This window comes from Marinobacter goseongensis (assembly GCF_023156235.1).
Lineage (GTDB): Bacteria > Pseudomonadota > Gammaproteobacteria > Pseudomonadales > Oleiphilaceae > Marinobacter > Marinobacter goseongensis.
This window is the reverse complement of record NZ_JAKZAI010000042.1, coordinates 1-9794: the sequence shown is the minus strand read 5'-3', so window position 1 is coordinate 9794 and position 9794 is coordinate 1. Positions and strand designations below refer to the sequence as shown.

Below are 9794 nucleotides of genomic sequence, written 5' to 3'. Positions count from 1 at the left end.
GCTTGGTGAACGGTGTAAGGTCCTGAAACTATAGCACTTTCAGCCGCTTTCTTTTATCCCGTCATGAGAAATCCGGGTTAGCGCAGGAAGTGCTTTTGATACGGGTTTGGCAGTGTCCTTGCGTCTGCCAAACTCACCCCAAACCAGTACATCATGTGGATTGCATGGCCGCGGGCTTTAGCGTTCCGAAACCTGCGCATGTATCTCAGCGCCGCATAACCGATTGCTGCAAAAATCAGAATTTGCTGCAGCAAGAAGCCGATGATGAAAAAGAAAAAAAACGCACCAATTTCATCGGCAGACCAGATGAGGATGATCGGTGGCTCGTCAACGTGAGTCGGCAAATGGTGAACCTGAGACATAACGTCCTTCTCTGTGTAGTAATCCACGTGCGACCAGTGCAAACGGCTCTGCTCGCCCTTTTATATGAACACGACGCGTCGGCACCAAAATGCAGGCGCACTCGTTAGGCGTATCAAGAATACCCTCCTACGAACCAGCACCTGTCACAAAATCAGAGCCTAAATCCGACGGTTAGATCTGTTTCTGAACGTTTGCCGACAGTGCCAGCATCAAGAGTGAGATGCACACCCCCCAAATCATCACGAGCATGGGGTGGATCGCGATTGGCAAAGTAATGTAGAACAGCGGTAAGAACAGCGCGGCAATCATCGTCTTTCCAGCCGCGTGATAAATCACCGGACTGGCGTAGCCATAGGACACCTTTTTTATTTCACGCACGGTATAGCCATGGATTAGAGATGGTACCAAGATGGGTAGAAAGTACGGCGCCCACAGCGCGATAACACCGAATCGTTGCACTGCCTGATATATTGTTAACCACATTACCTCGATCCGGCTCTGCACGTAGGGCCACATTGAATCACCAAGTGTCTCAAGACCTGTAGAGTCAGCTCTTTGCTGATAACTGGGCAAGATTGTGTAACTCGCATCAATCATCCCTGTGTCGCTAAATGCTTTCTTAAAGCGCTCGTTGCTGCTCAGCCAAAGAGAATCGCTGGTATCCACGCCCAACCAATCACGAATCATTTCATGTTCCTGGTCAATCTGACTCTCGATGAAATCACTCGGAACGATGACACCAACGAGAACGATCTGTAGAACCCACGCGACCATCCAGAAGAAAATCTGACCTTTACTAATCACATTCGACCTCCTGACGCTTTATAAGGAAGCCCCATCGCTCTCTGGATGCCACTTGTCATCAATAGCGGCACCAAATCACCAGCCTCGATTGGCACCACCCCGAATCTGTCATGTCTAGGTTCGACAGACGTCCTTCCGGCATGCTTTATCAGCCATCTGTCACGCGGGAAGACCCACAACGACTCTTCACCGAGATTGCGTATTCGAATTTCCAGGCCTTGCAGCAGCAGCAGATCGGCACAGGCAACGTTGACACAGGCCCCAACAACATCAGTCATTGGCAACATATTGTGTCGCCAGAGCTCAGAACTCTCATCAAACGTCGTGATCACACGCTTGATCATCCGATCAATGAGGGGTTCCCCATCTATGGAGACGTCGCCAGCCGCTGCAGATGCTATTACCAAGGCCTGCACTGTCTCTCGGACCGTGTTATCCATAAAGTCCAAGGCATTACCGCTGCGGGTGCGCTTAGCACCCTCCTGCAACGACGCCATGGCTTGATGGAACACTGCTGGAGTCAACCCTGTCGCCTCGACAATAAAGGCATCTCCAACCTTTCGTCGCATCACTGGGCAACCCCCCCGTCCTTAGAAGTCATCAGCATGTCTATTTTTGATCCATGGCTGATCTTCCAGTCCCATTTCAATATCGCTGGTGATAATAGGGATGCGGCCTTTGTAAATTCGGCCGCCGGACACAGATGCGATGTACTCAAGGTTCGGGAGATTGCCCAATAGGTTTTGAGCAAATAGCGGCATGTCTGTTTCAATCAGACGCTCTCCGTATCCGCCAGAAAAGCTGGCAGGGTTTTTCTCAGAGTCAATCGCAGTTGTGTTCTGGGTATGCATGATCTGTCGCACTACGGTGTCGCCCAAAGGCTCACAAATGAACTCCTGAGTCTCCCCATCCTTTGTGCGCAGGCCTATCAGGTTGTTTGCGTTACCGATCACCTGACGCGCTTTAGATTCGCTTCCCAGTCGAGCGGAAAAATCGGCAAAGGTCTGACTTGCGATCATGACCCGGAAATGTGCTCCTCTACCTTTGTTCATGAGCTGTATCAGAGGTCCATTCACCACCTCGGCGGCCTCATCAACGATTAAGTTAATGGGCCTGTTGTCAACGCCATAGTTGTACCGATCGCCTGCAACCGAGGTAAGGTCCGCCAGAAAAATACTGCCCAGAGCAGATCCGATCGTGCTGTCGGTCAATGAATCCAGTCCGCAATAAACGACTTGCCCCTTATTGATCATCCGGGCTGAATCGGTGATTGGGCGGTGGTCTGTCTGATCGTCGGGATCGGGCGAGAGCAGATCTCCGAGTTCACCGGCGGTCAACTGGTTGAGAATAGGTTCAAGCGAGGCGGTCATTTTGGAAAAGTGCGCCCGCTCGTGCTCGAACATCCTGCAAAGACCATCGAGTGGCTGTGATGGGTGACGTTCACTCACAAATTCCCGGTAATACTCCACCATGATTTTGGTTTCAGTTTCACCGTCTTTCGCCTTACTTAACTGCCCCCCAATGGCGGACCTCCAACCGGCCGCATGGTCATCGAAATGATTTTTCAGCGCCCGTCGAAGCAACGATGCGGGACCACCTTCGATGTATTTCCTCAGGCGCTTGAAGTTAGGCCGCACGCCAGTGGCAACTAGCCCTTGCACAATGTTATTGATCGCATTCCATGAAAACTGCGCGAAAGGATCGTTGTCTGAGTCTGACACAATCAAGTCCTTGATTCGTGATGCCACCTCCGTCGGACGGTTCCAATTTTTCAGCGGATCGATCCGATAACTCATTTCTGGAAATGCCGGATTAAAGTGCACAAACGCATCTGGACGTCCCGCTAGCTGACATGCTCTAAAAGCATTTTTCCAAAGCTCCTGATCGCCTTTCGGGTCTATAATGAAACAAGATTCATTCCTAAATATTGCTTGGCTAATAATTAGATCAAACAGGCGGGTCTTGCCGCTTCCTGTAGTGCCAAACGCGATCGAGTGACCGTCCAAATGCTTTAAAGGCACATCAATTTCATGCTCTTTGGGCTCTACGCCGTGTATCCACGTCTTGCCAACCTGAGGTGTCTTAAAGCGTTTCCTTACCTTTTCCGAAATCTCAGGTTCCAGCGCTCGTTTAGTGATCTCGTACACGCGCTGGGCGTGCTGCTGTCCCCACTCAAACCCATACCCCAGCCAGAGACCTTTCCCGGTGGTGTCCGCCTGTACGCGTTTGTACAGGTTTTCTAAGGACTCAAATTCGAGTTCATGACCAATCAAACTGTTTTTAATCTCGGTATGACTGCGCGCTTGCCAAGCCTGCACACCAGCCATGACGGCACAGAAGCCACCCATATAATAAAAAGGCCCCGATGGCAGTGTGCTCGTGATCGATACCAAGCCACTCGCTAGTGCACCGCCACCCCAGCCAAGGCAGGAATACCATTCAAATGTTGGGCGCCAGGGCATTTCATAGTCTTGCGTGAACGCTGCCATTAAATTTCTCCAATCATCACTTGCCGAACACCGTCTACCGTTCGATTATTCAGAACTGCGGACGACGCCAGTTGAAGCTTTAAAAATCGTTCAGGAATATCCGGATGGTGCTCGTTAGAAAAGGCGATCAGATCTTCATGAGCTATCCAAACTCCAGACGCATCTTTGACAATGGTTTCAAGTGACTGCGCCTGTGAGGTGACGGACTCGAACAACGCTTGGATTTTCGGACCTAAGGGGCTCAAGTCGGATTTAATCTTTAATGGGGTTCTTTTTGGCTGTATCGAATTTGCGGACGATCTCTTAGACGTTGCTGCCGCTGGCCTGGCACTATGCTTTGTCTGCGCCTTCTGTGAAGGCTCGCCTCTACCTCGTGAGGCTTCGTCCGAAATAAGATGCCTCCTCTCTGACAGCTCGGTGAGCACCTTTGTGATTGTTTCGGTGAAGATCAGCGCTTTACGATGGCCGCTCACGTTATAATGCATAACAGCTTTGTCTATGCGCTCGTAAAGCCAATCTGTCATCGATCCGACACCCATTGGCACCACATCCTTTGGTAGTGACTTTATAAACTCAGGATGCGGTACACACATTTTGTCCTCATGCCAGAAAATCAACTCCGAAACTAATAAATGATCACGCACCAATATTTGTCGATCAGTTGTCAAACTCCGGTACCAGTTGAGAGCGTTATCCCCAGAACTACTGAATTTATGACCTTGCTTTGCGACCTCGTTTGATGAAACCGTTGCGTTGTCAGGTCGTGCATTCACACCAATGTTTGCATCGCCAGATGGTACGAACGCTTTGATGTTTGTTTCGTCTTGTGCAGATTCGTTTTGCTGCTCTGTGGACCTGGGATCATTACCTTCTGTCAGTTCGTTTACTTTGAACCCGAAATCCCGCTTTGAATCACGCTCTTTCGCCCGTTTATGCGCGTTGGCATTTTTCTCTTCCGCCCGCTCTTTGTTGCGCTCTTTTCGTGCAGCAATAGCAGCCATACCAACATGGCACTCTACGGGTGCCGGATCAGGGCCATCGAAAAACAATCCTATCTGTCGAAGTCGGACACACAAAAGCGATTGGACCGCTTTCGTGCTTGCAAGAGGCTCGGGTGCAACGCGTACGTAAAGGCCTGGATGATCATCCTCCTGAATGCACATCTCCAAAACGTCATAATCAATCAATGCCTGAGCCATAGCATCGGGTGTCCGAGGCACACCCGGCGTATCGTCGCTATCTAGCACGCGGTTGATGTGAGAGGCGGCCATGTCCCAATCCAAATAGGCCGCATCGGCAGAAACCCAAAGCGGTTGTTTCGGTTGGTTTGGTTTCCAGTGACCGTCGCTGACCAATCGTTTCATCGCATCAACCAAGAAACGAGCGGCTGGCACGCCGAGAGATGTGTCGTCTTCCGCAATTCGTTGGCCTTTAAGATCGGCGGCCACACTAGCTTGGTCGGCTTTGTGCACCAGCTCAGATATGACGCGCCCTGCACTATTTTGAACAGTGCCAGATAGCACGGAATAAAGCGTTGAGATGACTTTTGGGTCGCCACGTTTCAGGAAATCAAAAACATTGGGAGGAACAACACGAGGCAATAGTGAAAGCGACAGATTTTCGTGCATGCCATTGACCCTGTTAGGTGTCCACCGGATGTAATATCGATCCACCGACTGTGCGTCCATCCACTCAACGATCGTCGTCGAAAAAACATCCCACTGTTTCTTGCCGTCCCGATCAAAGATCGTCATATCAATCGCGGGCTTTCCCAAATCGTGGCCTAGAGCAGCCGCCAACACCGCAATTCTCCATCGAGACTCCAACTCTTTCCTTCTCTGGCCGGACTCGTGACCATCGATAATGCGGCCGTGATAGGAACGAAGGGCATGGTTTGCCACCTCCAATCCATGCCGAAAAAGCCCACCCGGCCCGCGGTGGTGATGGGCTTTCGATGCAGGGAGCAAATGCACAAAAGCGGCATAATTAGTCAGTATTGGGCGCACATACTGATCAAAGTCGCCGGGCGACATACCCATCTCGTGATCGATGGCTTCAATCAGTCGCGCCTGCGAGTCGAGCAGTTCGCTCGGATTTACTGCAGGGAATCCATCATCGTAGGGCGGATACCTTGGAATAGTTGGCCTATTGGCTATTGCGGTTGTTGAGCCAGGCCCAGCATCCTTCGATGCGTTCCGCGAATCAAACAACCTAGTGATAAATGAAAACATCAACTACACCGTCAAAAGAAAGTCTCGAAAGTGTAAGGGGTCGCGCTGAGACGCTATGACAAAATCAGGCCCGAATTCCGTTGCTCGCATCAAAAAAAGGGGCTGATTCTGTGAAACGGCTTCGGAACTGGACGGTAAAGTAGTCGGAAAATTACCCGAGGACATAATGTGAGCGCTGGATATGTAAAGGTCGCTGTTCTGAGTGTTTGCATGACTGCTGTAGGCTGTGTTGCAAACCAAACCGAACCGCCAGAACCCCAGGTGCCGGTGGCTGTAATTAATACCGGAAAACTGCACTATGGGGTGGCCGACGTCACACCAAAATCCGACACGGTGCTATTAGCGCCAGCAAATCGCCATGTCGTTGGCAGTGGGCATCAGATAGGCGGTCTTGTGGATTACAATGCGACGGTTATCGCACCAACACGACCCCCTTCTCCAGCCATTGTCGTTGATTTTAAAAAAGCGGCTATTCAATCGGACATTGAGGACCACACTGCCGATCAAGTCGTTAGTGAGCCCGTCATTGAACGCATGCCTGCATTTCAGCATCACCTGCAAGCACCGGGTGCCCCCGCTACACCGATGCATCCGTCACGACAGGCACCACAAAGCAATGAGCAGTCAGAAGAGGTGCCTGGTGTCCCCACAAGGACGCCCTTCGACGTCGCCGAACGTAAACTCGACCAAATCAATGGCGGTCGGCTTGCCCAACTCCCAGGTGTTGACATGAGTGATCCAAAAGTAAGCGTCTGGGCATTACACCTTGTCAGGTATAGCCAGCTTCCAGTTGTAGGGCAATAGCTCGTCGATGGCATTGTTCTTCTGCGTCGGCAGCCGGGTCAGCACATCTTTGAGGTAGGCATACGGATCATGCCCATTCAGCTTCGCCGACTGGATCAGTGTCATCACAGCCGCAGCACGTTGGCCACTACGTAGTGACCCTGCGAACAGCCAGTTGCTGCGCCCCAGCGCCCAGGGCCGGATCTGGTTTTCCACCCAGTTGTTGTCAATGGGCACAGCACCATCGTTCAGGTAGCGCGTGAGCGCTTCCCACCGTTTGAGGCTGTAATCCAGTGCTTTGGCCGTGCCGGAACCATCCGGCACCTTCTGTCGATGCGCCAACATCCACTGATGCAGTGCGTCAGCCAGTGGTTTGGCTCTGGTTTGTCGGATTTCCCGGCGCTTATCCGGCGGCAGGTCTTTGGTTTCCCGCTCGATCTCATAGAGTCCGCCGATGTATTCCAGGGCCCTGGCGGCCAGTTCGCTCTTGTTGGCTTCATGCAGGTCGTAGAACTTGCGCCGGGCATGGGCCATACAACCGATTTCGGTGATGCCATTACCGAACCCGGCTTTGTAGCCAGCATAGTCGTCACACACCAGCTTGCCCTGCCAGTCTCCAAGGAAGGTGCGGGCGTTTTCACCCGCTCGGCTCGGCGCGAAGTCGTAAACGGTGGCTTTCAGGTCTGAGAACGGCGTGGTGCAGTAGGCCCAGACATAGGCCTTGTGAGTTTTCTTCTTACCCGGAGCCAGCATGCTGACGGGGGTTTCATCGGCGTGCAGAACGCTGTGTTCCAGCAAGGTATTTCTCAGCGCATCCACCAGGGGTTGCAACTGCACACCGCAGGCACCCACCCATTCGGCCAGGGTGGAGCGAGGGATTTCCAGGCCAGCGCGACCGAAGATGCGTTCCTGACGGTACAGTGGCAGATGGTCCGCGTACTTGGCCACCAGCACCTGAGCCAGCAGCCCAGCAGTGGGGATGCCCTTGTCGATCACCTGCGGTGGTACCGGTGCCTGGATCAAGGTCTCGCATTCATTGCAGGCCCACTTGCCCCGGATGTGCCGCTCCACGGTGAACTCGCCCGGGACGTAATCCAGCTTCTCGCTGATGTCCTCGCCAATGCGCTTGAGCTGGCAACCGCAGCGGCAATGGGTGTTTTCAGGTTCGTGGTGGATCAGGGTACGGGGCAGTTCTGGTGGCAGCGGAGTGCGCTTGGGCTTTAGCTTGGGCCGGGCAGCCTTCTGCTCCTCGGTCATCGCCTGGTCCAGCTCGGCTTCGATGGCGGCCAGATCGCTGTCGATCAGTTCGTCCAGCAGTTTCCCCTGAACGGCATCGAGTTGTTCACTGCGACGGGCGTACTTGTGGCGCTTGAGGATGGCCACTTCGTGGGTCAGCTTCTCGATGACCGCGTCACGGTGCACCAATGCCCGCTCTTTGTTCTCGACTCGATCGAACAGTTCCGTGGCAAGAGCACGGAGCTGATCGGCAGAGAGTTGGTCGAGATCGGGGCGCTGAGTCATGCCCCTTAGTATGCCAAGCCCTTGTGCTGCAAGCGATTCGCAGTTTTGGCTATGGCGATATCACTCGGCTTGTGGTTACAGGATGGAGATAACGCCGTCGGCCCCAAGGCGTTGCCATGGTAAACCCTGAACCAGGGCGGACAACTGTTCTTCGGTTAAACGCAGCTGGTCACCGCGCCAGGATTCGCCCCAGTGGAACTTGCCCCGGTTCAGCCTACGGGCACACAACCAGATGCCCAGGCCATCGTGGATCAGCACCTTCATCCGGTTGCCCCGCTTGTTGGCGAACAGGTAAGCACAATGGGGCCTGGCCGAGCCAAAGACCTGAATGACTCGGGCCAGGGCCTTGTCGGGCCCGGCTCGCATATCCAGCGGTTCAGTAGCCAGCCAGATCTCATCAATGCGGATCATCCCAGCAGGTCCCGCAACAGGGCAGCACACTGGTGCGCCTGCTCCGCAGGCCACTCCACCACGACCGAGCCACCGGCGCGGGGAATCTCGATGCGGATGGTGCTACGCTTGTCTGCAACTGATTGGTTTCCCGTTGCAGAGGTTGCCGCTGGCAGTTTGACCGGTACAAATCCCGGTGTTTTATCCGCTCGCTGCGCTTCACTCATCCAGCGCCGGACCATGTTGGCGTTGAGACCGTTATCCAGCGAGATCCGGGAAACGGAAGCACCGGGTTCCAGGCATTGGGCTACAATCCCGGCTTTGAATTCCCGGGAAAACCGGCGACGTTTTTGGTAGGGCTTGGTTACGCTTAATTCGTTCATGTTAAGTGTCCACTAGAAAATAAGTGGACACTATCCTGACGGCGACAGCGCCTGGCTCAAGATGGGATTACCGGACGCTTACCTTTAACTCGTCTTTTGCTGCGAAGGGGCTTCCTACAGCAGAAATTTTGTATGTGAGTGACGCCTCAGATCGAATAAGTTCCTTTAAAACGTCCACGTACGACAGCAGCCAAGCGACAGCCAGACAATCGTTCTGCGCGCGGTGGGCGTCGTAGAAATAGCCACAACATGTCAATAGATATTCCAATTTTGAGCTGGAAAAGTCCTTTGCGTTCCAATCCACATCAGCAATGGTGCAAGCCCACCGCCGGGATTTTAGGGAAGGATACCGTTTCTCGACGAAACGCGAGTCGAAAGAGGCGTTATGGGCTACTAAAACGCTGTCACTGCGTTCTAATACCGATAGGATTGTGTCGTCGGGCAAAGAATGCCCCTCCACCATTTCGGTCGTGATGCCAGTCAGCTTCGTTATGAAAGGATCAATAGGCTCGCCCGGGTCTTCATAGAACGATCCGACAAAGTTAATAGCCGTTAACCGCTCTGTCGAAGGACTGACCATGATTTCTACGATTCCCAGCTCGATGATTTTATCCACTTCGGGATCTAATCCAGTCGTCTCGACATCTACTATGTGAAAAGGAATTTCGTCGCCTACGATGGGTCTGCACTTGGCGGGGAAACTACTGCCTTCAACCGTATAGGGTGAAGTGGACCCCAAATTTTGGACAGGTACCTAAGCTCTGATTCATCATCTCCACAAGGAGGAGAATCATGAGCAAGAAACGCAAGCAATACAGCGCATCATTCAA

Annotated in this window: 10 protein-coding genes; 1 reads left to right on the top strand and 9 read right to left on the bottom strand. The window is 52.9% G+C overall.

Features of this window, described 5'->3' with window-relative positions; translation table 11 throughout:
• Nucleotides 1-77 precede the first annotated feature (77 nt).
• The 5 genes from traL to mobH all read right to left on the bottom strand — a co-directional run bounded on the left by traL (nt 78) and on the right by mobH (nt 5887).
• Nucleotides 78-362, bottom strand: coding sequence for a type IV conjugative transfer system protein TraL (traL, locus tag MLC70_RS17800; RefSeq protein WP_248185784.1), 285 nt, complete (start codon nt 360-362; stop codon nt 78-80).
• Nucleotides 363-534: 172 nt separating this feature from the next.
• The gene (locus MLC70_RS17795; RefSeq protein ID WP_248185781.1) at nt 535-1167 is read right to left on the bottom strand and encodes an IncC plasmid conjugative DNA transfer DtrJ family protein; all 633 of its coding nucleotides are present in this window, start codon (nt 1165-1167) and stop codon (nt 535-537) included.
• Nucleotides 1164-1736, bottom strand: coding sequence for a hypothetical protein (locus MLC70_RS17790; RefSeq protein WP_248185778.1), 573 nt, complete (start codon nt 1734-1736; stop codon nt 1164-1166). The genes MLC70_RS17795 and MLC70_RS17790 overlap by 4 nt, the downstream gene beginning before the upstream one ends.
• A 21-nt stretch (nt 1737-1757) precedes the next feature.
• A complete protein-coding gene (traD, locus tag MLC70_RS17785) occupies nt 1758-3656 on the bottom strand; it encodes a conjugative transfer system coupling protein TraD (protein WP_248185775.1) in 1899 nt (632 codons plus the stop codon).
• Entirely contained in the window at nt 3656-5887 is a 2232-nt protein-coding gene (gene mobH / locus MLC70_RS17780) for a MobH family relaxase (protein WP_248185773.1), read from the bottom strand. The genes traD and mobH overlap by 1 nt, the downstream gene beginning before the upstream one ends.
• Before the next feature lie 210 nt (nt 5888-6097).
• On the opposite strand from mobH, the gene MLC70_RS17775 reads away from it, so the two are divergent.
• On the top strand, nt 6098-6691 hold the full coding sequence (locus MLC70_RS17775) for a hypothetical protein (RefSeq protein WP_248185770.1): 594 nt from the start codon (nt 6098-6100) through the stop codon (nt 6689-6691).
• On the opposite strand, the gene tnpC is transcribed toward MLC70_RS17775, so the two are convergent.
• The 4 genes from tnpC to MLC70_RS17755 all read right to left on the bottom strand — a co-directional run bounded on the left by tnpC (nt 6647) and on the right by MLC70_RS17755 (nt 9703).
• Nucleotides 6647-8191: an IS66 family transposase gene (tnpC, locus tag MLC70_RS17770; RefSeq protein ID WP_248185767.1), complete on the bottom strand. Its 1545-nt coding sequence runs from the start codon at nt 8189-8191 to the stop codon at nt 6647-6649. The two genes, MLC70_RS17775 and tnpC, sit on opposite strands and share 45 nt — an antisense overlap.
• Nucleotides 8192-8266: 75 nt before the next feature.
• The gene (tnpB, locus tag MLC70_RS17765; RefSeq protein WP_177186130.1) at nt 8267-8602 is read right to left on the bottom strand and encodes an IS66 family insertion sequence element accessory protein TnpB; all 336 of its coding nucleotides are present in this window, start codon (nt 8600-8602) and stop codon (nt 8267-8269) included.
• Nucleotides 8599-8964, bottom strand: coding sequence for an IS66-like element accessory protein TnpA (tnpA, locus tag MLC70_RS17760; protein ID WP_248185765.1), 366 nt, complete (start codon nt 8962-8964; stop codon nt 8599-8601). Before tnpA ends, tnpB begins: the two co-directional genes overlap by 4 nt.
• Before the next feature lie 67 nt (nt 8965-9031).
• Complete coding sequence (locus MLC70_RS17755; protein ID WP_282448529.1) at nt 9032-9703, bottom strand: exonuclease domain-containing protein; 672 nt, start codon at nt 9701-9703, stop codon at nt 9032-9034.
• Nucleotides 9704-9794 lie beyond the last annotated feature (91 nt).